The 16,417-nt window shown below is 34.3% G+C and carries 16 protein-coding genes; 7 read left to right on the top strand and 9 right to left on the bottom strand.

Annotated elements, in window-relative coordinates; translation table 11 throughout:
- Positions 1-629: 629 nt before the first annotated feature.
- Positions 630-1,937 (bottom strand): amidohydrolase, encoded by a 1,308-nt coding sequence (locus GM921_RS14135; protein ID WP_182923278.1) that lies wholly within the window; start codon positions 1,935-1,937, stop codon positions 630-632.
- 118 nt (positions 1,938-2,055) lie between these two features.
- Positions 2,056-2,568, bottom strand: a complete 513-nt coding sequence (locus GM921_RS14130) for a hypothetical protein (RefSeq protein WP_182923277.1) — start codon at positions 2,566-2,568, stop codon at positions 2,056-2,058.
- Positions 2,569-2,630: 62 nt separating this feature from the next.
- On the opposite strand from GM921_RS14130, the gene pgi reads away from it, so the two are divergent.
- The 7 genes from pgi to GM921_RS14095 all read left to right on the top strand — a co-directional run bounded on the left by pgi (position 2,631) and on the right by GM921_RS14095 (position 9,134).
- Positions 2,631-4,277 (top strand): glucose-6-phosphate isomerase, encoded by a 1,647-nt coding sequence (gene pgi / locus GM921_RS14125; RefSeq protein ID WP_182923276.1) that lies wholly within the window; start codon positions 2,631-2,633, stop codon positions 4,275-4,277.
- Positions 4,278-4,703: 426 nt separating this feature from the next.
- Positions 4,704-5,279: an RNA polymerase sigma factor gene (locus tag GM921_RS14120; protein ID WP_235969843.1), complete on the top strand. Its 576-nt coding sequence runs from the start codon at positions 4,704-4,706 to the stop codon at positions 5,277-5,279.
- A 20-nt stretch (positions 5,280-5,299) separates the two neighbouring features.
- Positions 5,300-6,517 (top strand): outer membrane beta-barrel protein, encoded by a 1,218-nt coding sequence (locus GM921_RS14115; protein ID WP_182923275.1) that lies wholly within the window; start codon positions 5,300-5,302, stop codon positions 6,515-6,517.
- Positions 6,498-7,061, top strand: coding sequence for a YceI family protein (locus tag GM921_RS14110; RefSeq protein ID WP_182923274.1), 564 nt, complete (start codon positions 6,498-6,500; stop codon positions 7,059-7,061). The genes GM921_RS14115 and GM921_RS14110 overlap by 20 nt, the downstream gene beginning before the upstream one ends.
- A gap of 2 nt (positions 7,062-7,063) precedes the next feature.
- Positions 7,064-8,005, top strand: a complete 942-nt coding sequence (locus GM921_RS14105; RefSeq protein WP_182923273.1) for a DUF5777 family beta-barrel protein — start codon at positions 7,064-7,066, stop codon at positions 8,003-8,005.
- Between the two features lie 12 nt (positions 8,006-8,017).
- Positions 8,018-8,458, top strand: coding sequence for a QcrA and Rieske domain-containing protein (locus GM921_RS14100; RefSeq protein WP_182923272.1), 441 nt, complete (start codon positions 8,018-8,020; stop codon positions 8,456-8,458).
- Positions 8,459-8,606: 148 nt separating this feature from the next.
- A complete protein-coding gene (locus GM921_RS14095; RefSeq protein WP_182923271.1) occupies positions 8,607-9,134 on the top strand; it encodes a DUF4251 domain-containing protein in 528 nt (175 codons plus the stop codon).
- Positions 9,135-9,308: 174 nt separating this feature from the next.
- On the opposite strand, the gene GM921_RS14090 is transcribed toward GM921_RS14095, so the two are convergent.
- The 7 genes from GM921_RS14090 to GM921_RS14060 all read right to left on the bottom strand — a co-directional run bounded on the left by GM921_RS14090 (position 9,309) and on the right by GM921_RS14060 (position 16,402).
- A complete protein-coding gene (locus GM921_RS14090; protein WP_182923270.1) occupies positions 9,309-10,400 on the bottom strand; it encodes a glutaminyl-peptide cyclotransferase in 1,092 nt (363 codons plus the stop codon).
- The gene (locus GM921_RS14085) at positions 10,378-10,743 is read right to left on the bottom strand and encodes a YraN family protein (protein WP_182923269.1); all 366 of its coding nucleotides are present in this window, start codon (positions 10,741-10,743) and stop codon (positions 10,378-10,380) included. Before GM921_RS14085 ends, GM921_RS14090 begins: the two co-directional genes overlap by 23 nt.
- Entirely contained in the window at positions 10,743-12,686 is a 1,944-nt protein-coding gene (gene dnaG, locus GM921_RS14080) for a DNA primase (RefSeq protein WP_182923268.1), read from the bottom strand. Before dnaG ends, GM921_RS14085 begins: the two co-directional genes overlap by 1 nt.
- 58 nt (positions 12,687-12,744) lie before the next feature.
- The gene (locus GM921_RS14075) at positions 12,745-13,047 is read right to left on the bottom strand and encodes a GIY-YIG nuclease family protein (RefSeq protein ID WP_235969842.1); all 303 of its coding nucleotides are present in this window, start codon (positions 13,045-13,047) and stop codon (positions 12,745-12,747) included.
- Between the two features lie 74 nt (positions 13,048-13,121).
- Positions 13,122-13,787, bottom strand: a complete 666-nt coding sequence (locus tag GM921_RS14070) for an SGNH/GDSL hydrolase family protein (protein WP_182923267.1) — start codon at positions 13,785-13,787, stop codon at positions 13,122-13,124.
- Positions 13,788-13,793: 6 nt separating this feature from the next.
- Entirely contained in the window at positions 13,794-15,356 is a 1,563-nt protein-coding gene (locus GM921_RS14065) for a serine hydrolase (protein WP_182923266.1), read from the bottom strand.
- Between the two features lie 101 nt (positions 15,357-15,457).
- On the bottom strand, positions 15,458-16,402 hold the full coding sequence (locus tag GM921_RS14060; protein WP_182923265.1) for a hypothetical protein: 945 nt from the start codon (positions 16,400-16,402) through the stop codon (positions 15,458-15,460).
- Positions 16,403-16,417: the final 15 nt, after the last annotated feature.

The raw sequence follows: 16,417 nt of genomic DNA, 5'->3' as shown, positions 1-16,417 counted from the left end.
AGTTTGCTCTACTTAAGGCATTTCTTATCGTATTATGGCTCACATCTTGCGTATTATATCAATAGTTTACTCTACTTAAGGCATTGTTTGCTATACAATTGTGTTTGTTCGATAGATTATATCCATTTCTTGTCGAACATATATAGGTGTACACCTTTAAATTAAGCAGAAAAACTACAAATGAACAGCAACAAAAAAATAATAAATCAACTACTATGAGCAACAATAAAATTTTCGTTTATTCCAATAACATTATGATGTTATTGGACTGTGGTGAAACAACTAGCTTTCGCGAATTAAAAGTGCTTAAGCAAACCTTTAGAATTACCCACCCAAAAAAATTAACGGTAGACCATGTTTGTATTTACTATGGCATAACGCGAGAGCAATATTGGATAACCCAAGAGATTGAAAATGAGAACAAACCAACAAAGGGTACAAGCTAGTGTACTTGTGCATTTGGTTTTAAGCTTTGCTTAAGTTTATGTTACTGTTGTAAAGTTTGAAAGTTACACTATTGAAATGTTTTAAGCGTACAAACTATATTTTTTACTCATCTATTGCTAAGCAACTTACTATGCATCCAAAACTTTTCAGCCTTCAAACCTTGCAACATTTCAACATCTTTTCTATTTCTTCATCGCCATATAATCAAGCGTTAAGTTGCACAATGCCTTAACTCCTAGATTGAAACTGCTTTCATCAATGAAAAAATCTGGTGTATGATGAGAAGGTGCCTTTAAAGGATCGCCTCCTTTGGGCATTGCCCCTAAAAAGAAGAAAAGACCTGATACTTTTTCCTGATAGAAAGAAAAATCTTCTGCGCCAGTTACCGGAGGTTTTAATTTTACATTGGCTGCTCCGGCAGTTCCCTGTAAGCTTGGCAACATCTTTTCGGTTAAAGCTACATCATTAAACGTTACTGGATAATGAGAACTGTATGGAATTGCTACTTCTGCTTTTGCTCCATTCGCTTCAGCTGTTTTAGTAACAATGGTTTTAATGCGATCAATAAACATAGCCTCATCAGCTTTGCTAAACGTACGCACTGTACCTAACATCTCTACCTTTTCTGGAATAATGTTAGAGCGCACTCCGCCATGTATAGCTCCAATGGTAACTACACCGGGGTTTTCGGTAATGTTTAAATTTCTGCTTACAATTGTTTGCAAATTAGTAATGATTTGCGCTGCTACTACAACTGGGTCTATGCTACTCCATGGGTAAGCACCATGTGCTTGTTTACCCATAATGGTAATTTTCATATCATTAACCGCAGCCATTGTACCACCCGGGCGATAGGTTAAATCTCCAACGGGAGTTTGCGAGTTAATGTGTAAACCAAAAATGACATCCACTTTCGGGTTTTCTAAAACGCCTTCTTTTACCATCAGCTCTGCTCCGCCTTCTTCACCTACTGGCACCCCTTCTTCTGCTGGTTGAAAAATGAATTTAACTGTTCCTGCCAAATCCTTTTTCATTCCTGCTAATATTTCTGCAACTCCCATTAGCATGGCTACGTGAGAATCATGTCCGCAAGCATGCATTACACCAACTTCCTGTCCGTTATACATCGTTTTAACTTTAGATGCAAAAGCTAAAGGAACTCGTTCTGTAACTGGCAAAGCATCCATATCGGCTCTTAATGCTACAACTGGCCCAGGTTTCCCTCCTCTTAAAATACCAACAACACCAGTTTTGGCTACGCCTGTCTTTACTTCTATTCCTAAACTTTTTAAATGTTCGGCAACAATTCCCGCAGTGCGGATTTCTAAATTGCCCAATTCTGGATGTTCATGAAAATCTCGTCGCCAATTGATTACTTTCTCTGTTATAGCATCAGCACGTTTCGCGACTTCTACTTTCTGAGGGTTATTTTGAGCAAATAGAAAAAATGGAGCAATTAATAGTGTTAAAAAGAGTAGCTTTTTTATCATGATGCGATTTATTTGATCGTTAAACTGTTTTCTAAATATAGTTAAAACATACAAAAGCTGTATTAATCACCCTTAAATAGAGAAACTAATACAGCTTTATAAAAATAACAACTAAGTTTTAGCTAAATAACCCTTTAATTTTACCTAAAATACCACCAGAGCTTGGTGCTGCTGTACCATCTGCTTGGGTTTGATTACCACCAACGCCCAACATAGAGGTTACATCACTTAAATCGAATTTACCATCGTCGCCACCAATTAATTTGCCAGCAATATCTTGTAAGTTAAATGAGCTATCGTTAGGATCGTTCGTTTTTTGAGTGAATTTTTCAATTAACCCTGGTATTAAAGAACCAGCAATGCCTTCGGCTGCACCTAAATTAATGCCCATTCCTTGTAGTTTTTCTACAAAACCTGTGGTGGCTTGCTGAGTTACATCACCTGTGTTTCCCTTAAAAACATCCATTAAACCACCCAAATTACCAGATGATACTTGTTGTTTTAAAGCGTCGACAATAGAAGATGATGCTGCCTGAACAGCTTCTTCATTTTGTTCGTTTGGCACATCTGGATTGTTCACAATCGCATCTTGTGCATGTTCTTTTACTAAGTTTATTAAATTTTCTAACATAGTGTTTAATTTTTAGTTGTTTTGTACAGGTATTTATTATTTAATTAAAAATAGCAATTTTTATGTTACCAACTATTAATTTCACATCAACTTCTGCCTATCAATATTTAGCAGATCATTTTATAGATATTAACGAAACCAGTTTAAAAGATTTATTTATTGAAGATGAAGAACGCTTTAAAAAGTTCTCCATTTTATTTGATGATATTTTAGTTGATTTTTCTAAGAACAGAATTAACGATACCACGTTAGCATTACTCCTTCAATTGGCTCGCGAATGCAAATTAGATGATGCGATAAAAGCGATGTTTAGTGGCGATAAAATTAATGCGACTGAAGGTAGACCAGTATTACACATCGCCCTGCGCAACCAAAGTAATAAAGCTATTTTAGTGGATGGGAAAGATGTAATGCCAGATGTAAATGCTGTTTTGGCCAAGATGGAAAAATTCAGCAATGCGATTATCTCTGAGGAATGGAAAGGTTATACCGGCAAGCCAATTACAGATATTGTGAACATTGGTATTGGCGGCTCTGACTTAGGCCCTGTAATGGTTACAGAAGCTTTAAAAGCTTATAAAACGCGTTTAAATTTGCATTTCGTTTCTAATATTGATGGAACTCATTTAGCAGAAACTTTAAAAGGTGTAAATCCAGAAACTACGTTATTTTTAGTAGCTTCTAAAACGTTTACTACACAAGAAACCATGACTAACGCACACAGTGCAAGAGAATGGTTTTTAAACAGCGGTGCTAAAACTGAAGATATTGCTAAACATTTTGCTGCACTTTCTACCAATGCAAAAGATGTTGCTGCTTTTGGAATTGATACCGAAAACATGTTCGAGTTTTGGGATTGGGTTGGCGGTCGTTATTCATTGTGGAGCGCCATTGGACTTTCTATTTCTTTAGGCATTGGTTTCGATAATTTTAAACAATTATTAGCGGGAGCACATGCAAGCGATCAGCATTTTGAAAACACTCCATTTGAGCAAAACATTCCGGTGATTTTAGGTTTATTAGGTGTTTGGTATATTAACTTCTTTAATGCAGAAACACATGCTATTTTACCTTACGATCAGTATTTACATCGCTTTGCAGCTTATTTTCAGCAGGGCGATATGGAAAGCAATGGCAAACATGTAGATAGAAATGGAAACGCAGTTGATTACGAAACTGGCCCAGTAATTTGGGGCGAACCAGGAACAAATGGTCAGCATGCTTTTTATCAATTAATACATCAAGGCACTCGATTAATTCCTTGTGATTTCATCGCCCCTGCGCAAAGCTTAAATCCATTAGGCGATCATCATGCTATATTATTATCTAATTTCTTTGCGCAAACCGAAGCTCTAATGAACGGGAAAAGTGAAGAAGAAGTAATAAAAGAGTTAAGAGAGTCCGGAAAGTCCGAAAGTCAGATAAAAGAGCTAGCTCCATTTAAAGTATTTGATGGCAACAGACCTACTAATTCTATCCTATTAAAAAAGGTAACTCCATATAGTTTAGGCAGCTTAATTGCATTGTATGAACATAAGATATTTGTACAAGGTATTATTTGGAACATCTTTAGTTTTGACCAATGGGGAGTTGAATTAGGCAAGCAATTGGCACAGAAAATACAACCAGAGTTAAAGGATAATCAGCCTGTTAGTACGCATGACGCCTCTACAAATGGATTAATTAATTTGTATAAAAGCTGGAGGTAATAGTTTATTAGTCATTAGTTCATTGGTCTGGTTTTACTGTACGGTTGTCATTCCCAACTCGATTGGGAATCCTAATGCAATAAGAGACTTTTTAACGCATTACGATTCCCGTTTTCACGGGAATGACGAGCATGATGGTAAAGCATCTCATTAATCAAGCCGAAGCCATTGGTTCATTGGTCTGGTCTTACTGTACGGTCGTCATTCCCAACTCGATTGGGAATCGTAATGCAATAGCAAGGCTTTTTTAACGCATTACGATTCCCGTTTTCACGGGAATGACGGGTATGATGGAAACTACTACGGACTAATTTAAAATCGCCATTTAGTTGATTTCTTTTCAATTAAATGGCGATTTTTCTTTATACAAGAATTTATCCATAAATTTCTTATACGCAGGCAACCTTTATGAATTAAATGGCGTAATTGCTAGTATCTGAACTAATCTATATTGAAATTATTTTGCTAACACCTGAACTAATTAATGGCTGTATAAAAAAAGACCGACGAAGTCAGAAGGAACTTTATCGTCTTTACTATGGGTATGCCATGAGGATTTGTTTACGCTATGCAAAGAATAAAGATGAGGCCGTAGAAATGATAAATGATGGCTTTATGAAGGTGTTTATGAATATACAAAAGTACGATACAGAACGTCCTTTTAAAGCGTGGTTAAGCACAATTATGATTAATACATCAATTGATTATTACAGGAACCGAATAAAACAAATAGAAATGGAAGAGCTAAATGGTAAACACGAAATGGAAGATAGTGAAAACGTTCTCTCCCATTTAAATTATGAAGACCTGATAAGATTAGTTCAAAAACTATCTTATGCATACAGAACTGTTTTCAATTTATTTGCAATAGATGGGTATTCACATGAAGAAATTTCGAGTATGTTATCCATTTCTGTGGGCACATCAAAATCTAACTTATTTAAAGCTAGAGAAAATTTAAAAAAACTGTTAGTTGAAGCACCTACGCACAACCAACAATAAATAGATTATTAAAACAAGAAATGAAAGAGTTGAATGATAAAGACTTTGATCAAGCCTTTAAAACTAGGATAACTGAAGAGTACCCTGAGTTTGAGGAAGAATCATGGTTGAAGATGGAGAAGAAGCTGAAGAAAAGAGATAGACTGGTTTTTTACAGAAATGCTAGTATTATACTGCTATTTCTTTCTTTTGGGTTGGGATTTTATTTGATAAATCGTAAAATAGAGAGCAAAGCTGATGTAATTGCAGTAAAGAAACAAGAAAATAAAAAAGTTGAGGGTTTAGACGGTAAATCAAATCCGATAGGAAAAGAAGAAACAAAAATTGCTGACAATGGGAATAATGATTTAGCGAATAGCAATGGCAAATCGGTGAAATATTTTAACCCTTCAAAAACGTTTCATTATAATATTATAACGAATCCGTTAATTTCACAAACTAGTATTACTAAAAAAGCTGATAGTTCATCTACTCAAAAAGCTTTTGCAATAGTAAAACCACAAGAAGCTGTTAATGCACCTCAACAACAAATAATAAACAAAGTTGAAGCACCTACTATTGCTCAAGCTACTCCTGAAATTACCCCTGTAGATGAGAGTGATATTAGAGGACCTAAAGCTATAAGAGATATTAAAATTAAACGTAAAATCCCTTTTAGTTTAGCCATAAGTGTTGGTCCAGATTTTAATTCTACAAATTCTATTGTTGGTGGCAAAAGTAGTTTAGCTCTTGGTGTGGGAGTTGGTGTGGGTTTAACAAAAAAACTAAGTGTACAAACTGGTTTAATTTATGGGTCGAAAAACTATACGGCTAATGGTTACAATTACACTTTTAACAACCCAAACATAGCAGCAACTATTACCCAGATTAATGCGGCATGTAAGGTTTTAGAAATTCCATTAAGAGCCTCATACAACATATCTGATAATCAAAAACGCAGTATAGAACTTAATGCGGGTTTATCTAGTTATTTGATGCTAAAAGAGAATTACGTTTTCAAATACACTGCTGCATCTGGCAGAAAAGATAGAATTTCAGAAAAAATAAATGAGAATCAACATTTTTTAAGTGTAATAGATTTATCTGCTACTTATAATATCAAATTAAAAAATAAAAAACTGGGTTTTGGCATTGAACCTTATGTTAAAATTCCTTTAAGTGGAATTGGAGAAGGTAATGTGCCTTTAAAATCTAGTGGTGTATCCTTAAAACTACGTTATGATTTCAATAAAAAATAGTAGTCTGGTCTTACTGTTGTTGCTTTACTTCGCATTTGTAATTTCTGCGAGCGCACAAACTTATGTTGGAAAAAACATTAAAGTAAGTATTTTTTCATCCACACCTGTGGAAGACATTAAAGCAGCCAGTGCTGCCGGGACAGCGGTTTTAGTAGCCCAAACTCAAGAATTGGCAATTCAGGTTCCTATTAAAAGCTTGGAATTTGATAAAAAAATGATGCAAGAGCATTTCAACGAAAACTACATGGAAAGCGATAAGTATCCGCTTGCCAAGTTTAAGGGAACAATTGAACCAAAGATTGACTGGAAAAAAGATGGTGAATATACTGTTTTGGCAAAGGGCATACTAACGGTTCATGGTGTAGATAAGCCGAGAACTATTGCTGGAAAAATTACCATTAAAAATGGCGTTCCAACACTTAATTCAACCTTCGATGTAGCTTGCGTTGCACATCAAATTAAAATCCCGAGCTTGGTTTTTACCAAAATTGCGGAGGTTATTAAAGTAACTATTCAAGGCACATTAACCCCTCTAAATAAGTAATTATGAACAAGCCTAAACTATTTATTTATCTATTTCTAATCTTAATTGTGTTTGCGTTAAGGGCGAGCGCACAAACAGCAGATTCATTACTGAACACTTTAGACAGCACAAAAAAGTTTAACAAAGTTGAAGCTACTTTTAAGGCAACACATATCGTGCTATCACATTCAACTGAAACACAGAAAAAGCATGATCTCGATTTCAGTATTCGTCACCGTTTTGGAGATATTGGCGGAAAGTTTGGCGGTGCACATACTTTATTTGGTATTGATGTTGCTCCAGATCTTTTCATTGGATTTGATTATGGAGTTACTGATAACCTAACCTTAGGAATTGGCAGGAGTAAACACGATGAATTGTTTAACTTCTATGCAAAACAGAAAGTACTTCAACAAAAAAGTGATGGCAGCATGCCAATTAATTTTACGCTATTGTCGCAAGCTGCCGTAATTGGAAGAAAATCTTTTTCAGCAACAGAATTTGCGAATTACGGAGAGCGATTATCTTATTTTATTCAACCTATTTTTTCGAGAAAAGTATCATCCAAATTATCACTTGCTGTAATGCCTGCAGTTTTATTCCGATCAATTACCTTAGATCCTGATGATCCTAAAAGTTTATACTCAATTGGTTTTGCTGGAAGGATAAAACTAACAAAACGTCTTTCTTTTGTGGCCGATTATACGTTGGTTAATGGTTTATCTCGTTCGGACAACTTGCCGATTACGCTTTATAATCCATTAGGAGTTGGGATAGAAATTGAAACTGGTGGGCATATATTCTCACTTAATTTCATGAACTCAGAATATATAAATGAAAATAGTTTTATCGCCAATACGCAAAAATCATGGTTACATGGAGGCGTGAGGTTTGGGTTTACAATTTCTCGAAACTTCAGTTTGTTCAAAAATAAAAATCCAGATACTAAATCAACCATTTACTAAAAAAAGACAATTATGGAACGGAACGAATTTATTAAATCATTAGGGCTCGGTGTAGCTCTTATATGTACAGGGAGTTGTTTATCAAGTTGCGGCGGAAAATCAGATGATCCTGCACCAGGAGGTGGCGCTGTTGGAAACAAAGTTAATATAGATTTAAATTCTCAATTAACATCAGTAGGTTCTTTTGTTTCTACTGGAGGCGTATTGTTTGTTCGTCTTGCTACGGGAAATGCAACTTCATCTTTTGTAGCTACACAAGCTCTTTGCCCTCATCAAGGAGGTACGCTAAATTGGGTGCAGGCTAGCAATCTTATTCAATGTAGTTTACATAGTTCGCAATATAATTCATCGGGGACTGTGCTTAGACAACCAAATGACGGAGGCACAACGAGTGCACTAAAAGTTTATAGTACTTCTATTACCGGAACCACATTAACTGCTACAATATCATAGTTTTAAGGTTGGTCAGGGAGGGAGTTATTTTTCTCTCCTTGATCAACCTTATTGTGTAATTTGATTGTACTAATCCAATTTTCGGATCGTTTTCTATTAAACTTTTAATTGATTATCTTGTTTAATCATTATATAAGAATTTATCATCATGAAAACGCTTAAAATAGTAACTCTTTTCGCCTTAGCATTTATTGCTTTTAAAGCAAGTGCGCAAACAGATAAAGCAACAACCATACGAATTGTTGAAGACAAAAATTATGTTTTCGTGGCAACTACTGCAATCCCTACAAATATTACGGACATTAATAACATATTACGAAAAATGCCAGGAAATGCAGGTGGGGGAAGTATTAGTCTTAGTGGTAGTTCTTATGATGTGCGAGTTACTAATGATAGCGTAGTTGTCTATTTGCCCTATTATGGCAGAGCATATTCAGCATCGCCTAATTCTGATGAAAATGGATATAAGTTTACAACCAAAAAATTCACCTATGATGTTAAAAAAACCAAAAAAGGTGGTTGGGATGTAAATGTTAACACAAAAGATGTAAAAGATAATGTAAGAATGATCTTAAATATAACTTCAGCAGGTTATGCAACATTAAATGTAATGAGCAATAATAAACAGTCGATTATATACAATGGTTATTTAAGCGAGAATAAGAAGAAAGAGTAAGAAACTGTTTAAAATTATACTGTCAATCATTAGGTTAAGAAAATGTTCGTCATTGCGAGTCTCCGATTTTTCATCGGGGCGAAGCAATCTTTCCTAACTAGATAGATTGCTTCGTACCTCGCAATGACGAGCGCCCTACTAAACCCTTAGCTCAGACTGACAACCGACGGTATTTTACTTAGCTGAACTTTCAACTATTTTGATCTCGTATATTTTTGGCCATTTTTTACCAGTTACAAAAAGACGCTTCCCTTTTGCATCCCAAGCAATGCCATTTAACACATTATTTCTTCGCTCATCACCTGTTTTAAAATAATCACCTGCTGGAAAAATACCTTTGAGATTTATCCTACCTTCAACTGCGCCATTTATAGGATTAATGATTAATATAGTATCGGTGGTATAAACGTTTGCATAAATTTTACCATCAATATATTCAAGTTCATTTAGACTTTCGATTGGCTCTTTATTATCGTAAACATCGATAGATCCAATTCTATTGTAATTATTCTTATCTAAAAAGAAAATAGTATTTGAGCCATCTGTATTTAATACTTTTTGTCCGTCAAAAGCTAGACCCCAACCTTCTTTACCAGTGAGGTAAGCAAATTCAGAAAGTTTTTTCAATGTTGCTTTATCGTAAACAAAACCAACTTTTTCTTGATAGGTAAGCTGAATAATTTTATCGCCTATAACAGTTATTCCTTCGGCAAAATATTTTTTATCTACAGGAGTAGATTGTACAATTTTCCCAGTTGATGGTTCTACTTTACGCAGGCTAGAATGTCCGTAATCTCCTGCACTTTCATAAAAGAAACCATCGTGATATTCTAAACCTTCTACATAAGATGAGGTATCATGTGGTAAAGTATTAATTACTTTGTAAGTGTATTCTATTGGAGCTTTAGCAGCTAAAACATTAATATTTGCCGTTACTTCTTCAGGTTCTCCATCTCCATAAATTTTTGCGGTTAGCAAATGTCCACCTAATTTTAATCCTTCGGTTTTTAATTTAATTGCAGTAGTATCTGCTTTTGAACCTACTTTTGTAGTATCAATTAAATAAACTACAGAGTCTACTTTTTTCTCTTTTCCAAATAGAATTTTAACTTCAAATTCATTCCCCAAAGGAACATTTTGTCCAAGCTCTGGAGAAATAAAACTACGATATGAAGTTGATGAATTTTTACAAGAGCTCGCAAAAGCAACGATGATTGCAATAAATAATATGTTCTTGATTTGATTAATTTTCAGGCCAGAATGCATCTTCAATATGTTTTATAGTGTGATTATTTTGTTTATCAAAAAGAACTGAAATAATATCAAAACGAATTTCGCCTTGATGATTCATCAATTCTATATATTCATTTGCAGCTAATTCCATTTGTTTTTGTTTGGCATCGCTTACAAAATCTTCGGGTAAACCAAAAGCTGTCGAACTTCTAGTTTTTACCTCCACAAAAATGATTTGTCTATTTAAATAGGTTATTAAATCGATTTCTGCTTTACCATGAACCCAATTTTCATCTAATATCTCGTAGCCATTTTTTTCTAAATGTTCCTTTGCAATGGTTTCTCCTTTAACACCTAAATCGTTATGTGATGCCATTATTTAACGATTACTGACCCAAGAAACCTAGAAATTTCTTTCTCTACATTTTTAATAAAGGCATAACGTTGCATCAAAATCTCTTGATTAGTTGCATCGTTTTCAGTTTTAATTTCTTTCAACAAATCCAATAAAATCCGATCTACTTTTCTTTTTTTAAGATGATAAAGTCCACCTAAAATAGTTGCTTTTAAATTTACTGTTTCATCTCTTACGTAGATGTTATGTTTATTATACCAGTTTTCACTTAAACTATAAGGAGAAGTTGAAAGTGTAATGGCTAAATCTGCAATGTCTCTATCCTCACTTTTAATAAACTGGTTAGCTGTTGGTAATTGTCCGTTTTCTATTTCTATTCTATAATGGTCGATAATTTTTTTACAAAGTGCATTTTCAAACGTAACATCGGTTAAGTTTTGCATGATAAATGAACCAATATACATGTTATCAATTTTATCCCAACTCACCAATTCATGACCAAAAGCTAGTAATAAACGTACAATTTCTTGCTCTTGTAGTTCGTCATTTGCAGCTACAGCAGTAATTACTTGCGGTTCCTCATCAGCCAAAAGATCGGCTGGTGGCATATCCGGATGTTGTTGTTGGTATCTTGCCTGCGGAGCTGATGCTTTTTTAAATTTCGCAGCTCGCATCGTGTTTAACTCACTTAGCAAAACTCTTTCTTCTATTTGAAGCAAGCTACTGCATTCGCGAATGAAAACTGATGCTTTAATATTGTCTGGAATTTTGGCAATACTTTCTACAATATCTCTAATAATTCCTGCTCTTTTTATCGGATCTGTACCTGCTTCTGCTAAAAGGATATTCGCTTTATAGAGAATAAAATCTTGCCGATTATCTTCTATATAGGTTTTAAATGCTCCTGCACCAACTTTGTGCATATACGAATCGGGATCATCTCCTGCCGGGAAAGACACGACTTTTACGTTTAGTCCTTCCTCCAAAATCATATCCAATCCACGTAAAGATGCTTTTATACCTGCCGCATCCCCATCGTAAAGTATGGTTACATTTTGTGTAAAACGACCAATTAAACGTATTTGTTCTATTGTTAATGATGTACCCGAAGATGCAACTACATTTTCTATGTAAGCTTGATGGACAGAAAGTACATCCGCATATCCTTCTACTAAATAACAGTTATCTAAATCTCTAATCGCTTTTTTAGCATGAAAAAGTCCATAAAGCACATTAGATTTGTGATAAATTTCGCTTTCGGGAGAGTTTACATATTTCGGAACATTTTTATCTGTTTTTAATGTCCGTCCGCCAAAACCAATCACCCTCCCCGTAAAATTATGGATCGGGAACATCACCCTCCCTCTAAACCTATCGTACAATTTACCTTTATCATTTCTGATAGATAAACCTGTTTTTTCTAGATATTCTTCTGCATGTTTATTTTTAACTGCATCTTGAGTTAGTGCATCCCAAACATCTGGCGAGTAACCCAGGTTGAATTTTTTGATGATATCTTCTCTAAAACCACGCTCTTTAAAATAACTTAAACCAATTGCTTTGCCTTCTGAGTTATTCCAAAGTTGTTCTTCGAAAAAAGTAGCTGCAAATTGCGAAACAATGTATAAGCTTTCTTTGGCGTTTTGTGCTTCTAAATCTTGTACGGTTTCAACTGTTTCTTCAACCTCTATATTATACTTTTGAGCTAAAAACTTAAGCGCTTCTGGATAAGAATATTTCTCATGCTCCATAATAAAGCGAACAGAATCTCCGCCTTTACCACAACCAAAGCACTTATAAATTCCTTTGGTTACCGAAACATGAAATGAAGGAGTTTTTTCTCCATGAAAAGGGCAATTACCAATTAAACTTGTACCGCGTTTTTTTAAATGCACAAAATCGCCTACCACCTCTTCTATTCGGGCAGTATCCATTATTTTGTCTATTGTTTCGCGGTTTATCATAGTGTTATATCGTCATTGCGAGGAGGTATGACGAAGCAATCTTTCATGCTTGTCAAGATTACCACTCTTTTACTTCTTCCCATAAATCCTTCCAATTAGGATTCATACTTTGTATTAACTTTATTTTCTTTGCTCTACTTCCACCTTTAATCCTTTTTTCTTCAGCAATTGCCTCTTCTATTGTTAAAAAAGAGGAATGATAAACTAGCACATCGACATTAAATTTTGATGAAAATGAACTCGGATATAATTTTTCTTTATGTTCTTTTATTCTAAATAGTAATTCTGAAGTAACTCCTGTATAAAGTGTAGTATGTGTAAAGTTTGTTAAAATATAAACTGTTCCTCCTCTTACCATCATAATTTATATCATTTGCCCCTCAGAAAAGATTGCTTCTCCCGATAAAAATCGGGATCGCAATGACGACAATACTTCTACTTAATAAAAGGTAACATCGTATCAGCAACTAATTGGTTACCTATATCATTTAAATGTACTTTATCTACTGTTAAAACACCTTTTTCTTTATCTTCTGAGTTATTTGCTACTTCATAGGCTGTAAAAGCTTTTCTTAAATCGCAAAGTGGAAGATTATTTTTCACTGCTAATTCTCTAACTCCAGCAGCATATTTATTTAAATCTGCATCAACTTCGTTTGCATCATTTTTCTTTTCTCCAATTACAGTAGGAGTACACAATACTACTTTACTTCCGTTAGCTTGAATTTTATTAATTAATGCCTGATAAAATTTCAAATATTTATCATAATCAGTTCCGGTTCTGGCTCCCAGTTTATGCCAAACATCGTTTATACCCACATAAATAAATACTAAATCTGGTTTTTTATTGAGCACATCATCTTCCAATCTTAAATAAAGATCATACACTTTGTTTCCTCCAATGCCGGCGCCAATTAATTCGAATTTCGTAGAATCAACCGTTTTCTTTAATAAACTGATATAGCCATTCGCTTTCATTCCCTGTTGCGTGATAGAATCACCAAAGAAGATTACTTTTTTATGTTTTGGTTTCATTGCTATGCTTAAAAATAAAATAGCAATTGCAGCTATTAAACTTCCTGATTTAAGGTATTTGTCCATCGTTCTTTATTTGGTTATTTTAAAATCTAAATCCTGAAAATCGAAACTAAAATCTGTTAAAGGAGAAATCGCTTCCAATTTAAATCCATCCGCCATTGCGTTATTATTTAAACTGAAATTCACAAAAGCATCCGCATCCAAACTTCTATCGTACCATTTTACAATAAACGTATTGCCTTTATAATAAGTCATATCGCCTCTTAATTTTGGTGAATTTTTTGCCTGAAAATGCATTTTACCATTTACCTCACTAATGGTAACTTCTCCAAACCACGCATCCTTAAACGTACCGAAGTAATTTTTAATATCAGGTTTTGCAGTATTTGCTTTTTGTGCTGTCGCGATATCTGCCCAAGTTTTATCGACAATTTCTTTTGCTTGTTTTTCGTTTCTTAACCTATTATCGTTATATGTTTTAATTCTATCCATGCCTTTAATATCTAAATAACCATCTTTAATAGAATTAGTTATAGAATTAAATGCAGCACCAGATTGTTGATTGGTTAAAACGATAATTCCTAGTTTGAGTTCTGGCAAAATAGTAACCTGCGTTACAATTCCAGATAAACCACCAGTATGGGTTGCTTGGAATTTTCCATTTACTGAGCTTAAAAACCAACCCAATCCGTAACTGCTAAAACTACTCGGATTACCGCCTGCAATAATTGTTTGTGGCGTCCAAAGTTCTCTTGCTACAGTAGAACTGAATAATTTTTTATCTAAATTATCACCGTATTTTCCTCCATTAATCATTGCGATAACCCATTTACTCATATCGGTTACGCTAGAATAAATTCCACCAGCAGCATTTGCAATTTCGCCAAAACTTAAACCAACGGGCAATAATTTATCTTCATAAGGCGCATGCCCATCAATTACATTCGATTTATCTTTTAAACGATACCACGATGCAGCAGTTTTCGACATGCCTAAAGGTTTTATAATTTTGCTTTCTATAAAATCTTCATAAGTCATTCCAGAAACTCTTGCTACTACATCTCCAGCTACGATGTACATTAAATTATCGTAATCGTATTTTGTACGGAACGAAGAAACTGGTTTCAAATATCTCAGGTTATGAATCAACTGTTTTTTATCTACTGTTGATGAATCTGGCCAAATCATTAAATCGCCTGCGCCTAAACCCAAACCACTACGATGCGTTAACAAATCTCTTACTGTAAATTCGCTAGTTACATACGGATCATACATTTTAAACTCCGGAATTACATCTATTACTTTCGTATCCCATGTTAATTTTTTCTCATCAACTAACATTCCTAAAGCCGCAGCAGTAAATGCTTTTGTGTTTGATGCCACTCCGAAAAGTGTGTTTTCATCAACTTTTAAATTTGTTTTGATGGAACGAACGCCATAGCCTTTAGCGTGAATAACCTTGCCATCTTTAATAACAGCAACGGCAATGCCTGGTACATTAAACGTACTTAAGGTTTTTTCAGCTACGCTATCTATTTGTTTAGAAGTTAAAATTTGAGCTTGCAAGCTACCAGTCGAAAACAGCGCAATAGCCAATAACAACTTTGTTTTAGTGCGATAAAGTGATTGCATAATGGGATTTTGTTTAAACGTTTAAAGATAATAATCTTTTACGTTTTTGCGAGGCTAATAGCTAGGTCGTTACAGAGTGTTGTGCAGTGTTAGATTAAGACTTACTTTCCTCTAGCTAACTTATAATCTTTGTGCACCACCAAGAAACTTGCTCTTTCTTCTTTCTTAAAAGGATAATCCCAATTACCTTGATAGGTGATTTTAGTAGGCAGTTTAACTTCATCAAAATAACTCATTTCGATATTCATTTGCACATCAAAGTCAAATAACATATTACTGTATTTCATATCAACATAACGCCCAAGAATTTCGAAATTTCTTTTGTCAAAAATGGTCACTAATTCTTTAATCATTAAGCCATCTTTTGTCCAACTACTTAAATCTGGTTTTACAGAAATTTTAAATCGATATACAGGAATTGAATCTAGATAAGTTCCACTATAAAAGGTATAATCGTAATATTGACGCATATTTGCTGTAAATATTTGTGTTTTTCCGCCAATAAATGGCAGGCCTTTAATTGGTCTTCCAGGATTAAAAATCAAGGTTTTTAATTTATCCTTATAACTTTCATTCGTGCCTCCTTTACCATCACTAGCAGGAGCATTTGGCACAAAATCTGTGTTGTAAGCATTCATGAAAATAAAATCGAACATTTCTACGGTGTACAACTGATATTTACCATTCTTCTTGTAAATTTTACCGTTGTCTTCCTTTACCAAATATTCCATTTTGTAAGGGCCATCGTTATTATGCTTGATTTTCCTGTACACTTTTCCATCAACTTTGTTATTTTTATCGTAGGTATAAATTCTATTTTCAGCGATGAAAGAGAATTTTTTCATGTTGCGAAATGCCTGATAAAAACTTGTATCGTTGATAATGGCGTTGATAAATCGTTCTACATTTAAACGCTGTGCTTTGATAACAACCACAGAGTCTAGCTGGATAGTTTTGATCGTATCCGGATTAAAACGTGGAATTTCTTGACTATTAGCTTTGAAAAAGAAAATAGATAAAGCTAATAATAGAACTATTTTTTTCATGTTTTTTTAAATGCA

The organism is Pedobacter planticolens (assembly GCF_014172375.1).
Classification (GTDB): domain Bacteria; phylum Bacteroidota; class Bacteroidia; order Sphingobacteriales; family Sphingobacteriaceae; genus Pedobacter; species Pedobacter planticolens.
Note: the sequence above shows the minus strand (reverse complement) of the source record. Positions and strands in the feature narration are given on the sequence as shown.